Source organism: Mycobacterium sp. 852002-51057_SCH5723018 (assembly GCF_001667035.1).
Classification (GTDB): domain Bacteria; phylum Actinomycetota; class Actinomycetes; order Mycobacteriales; family Mycobacteriaceae; genus Mycobacterium.
This window is the reverse complement of the sequence record NZ_LZIR01000089.1, coordinates 1-1,259: the sequence shown is the minus strand read 5'-3', so window position 1 is coordinate 1,259 and position 1,259 is coordinate 1. Positions and strand designations below refer to the sequence as shown.

At 65.8% G+C, this 1,259-nt stretch carries 1 protein-coding gene and 1 pseudogene; both read right to left on the bottom strand.

The features are described 5' to 3' along the window. A pseudogene (locus tag A5764_RS19155) lies at window positions 1-332 on the bottom strand (DUF302 domain-containing protein); the annotation flags it as partial. Window positions 333-406: 74 nt separating this feature from the next. Continuing rightward, window positions 407-1,162 carry an alpha/beta hydrolase gene (locus tag A5764_RS19150; protein ID WP_231989757.1) on the bottom strand — a complete coding sequence of 252 codons (756 nt, stop codon included), beginning with the start codon at window positions 1,160-1,162 and terminating at the stop codon, window positions 407-409. Window positions 1,163-1,259 lie beyond the last annotated feature (97 nt).

Below are 1,259 nucleotides of genomic sequence, written 5' to 3'. Positions count from 1 at the left end.
AGCAGAGCCAGGGAGGAGCGGCGGAACATCTGCTCGGCCACGACGGGGTTGCCCAGCAGGTACTCCACCGCCGGGGTGTGGTGACCGGCGGTCGACATGAGCGGTCTGGCGTCGATGGAAGTAAACACCATCAGCTCGTGGGGTGCTGCGGCCCTGACGGTGGCGCGCACGTCATCCCAGGTGCCGCCGCCGGCGACGATCGCGTGTACGGCTTGGCGATCGAATACCGGCGCTGCGGATTCGAAGGCGGCGCGGAACTCGTCAAAGGGGATGGCGGTGGCGATGTCGAGGCGCACGACGTGATGCGTTGTGCGGGTGGCTGTTGCAGACACGGCGCTCCTTAAGGGGTGTGTGGTGACGGGACGCGCGGTCGTCGGCTGGTAGTCGGTCAAGCGCGACGAGGAAGTCAGAATCCCTTGCCGGCCAACCATTCCAGGACAACGTCGGCGACCTCCTTCCACCCGTTGTCGATGGTCAGGGAGTGGCCGCGGCCCTCGAAGACGTGGAAGTCGGTGTCGCCGGGTCCCTTGCTGTACAGGTCGACAACCTGCTTGGTGACCTTGAGCGGCACCACGTGGTCCTCGGTGCCGGAGGTAATGAGCAGCGGCCCGCGGCTGCCGACGGTGACGTCGACGGCGGCGGCGGAGTGCCGCGTGAGGTTAGCGCTGGCCTCTTCGAACAGCGGACGTCCCGTACCGGGTATGGACCAGGCGTCGTGCAGCGCGTCGGATTCCTCGTCGGTCAGCGTGTTGCCGAAGGCGTAGTGGAACTGCTTGGGTGTGAGCGCGACGGCGCGATGCCGGTTGGCTGGATTGCCGAGCACCGGGAACGCGGATTTCAGTTGCGCGAAGGGTAGCGCCGTGGCGCCTTTGATGGCCGCGGGGTCAAGTGCGACGGCGGCCGCGGCGTACCCACTGGCTAGTAGTTGCTGGGCAAACAGCCCGCCGAAGGAATGGCCGATGACGATCGGCTTGACCGAAGGGTTGCCGATGATGCCGGCGTAATGGTTGACGACATCGGCGATCCCGACGCCGTTCATGGCGTCGGGATTGGCGCGGGTCTCTTCCACGGTGGGCGAATCGCCGGGCCAGCCGGGGGCTGCTGCGGCATATCCGTTGGCGCCGAACAGCTCTAGCCAGGGTTGCCAAGCGCTCGAGTGGATCCACAGGCCGTGAATAAAACCACCGGGTGGATCTTCGTAGGTGCGGTCATGGCGGATGTCCTTTGAGGTTGCGATGGTTTCTCACAATGGATTGCCG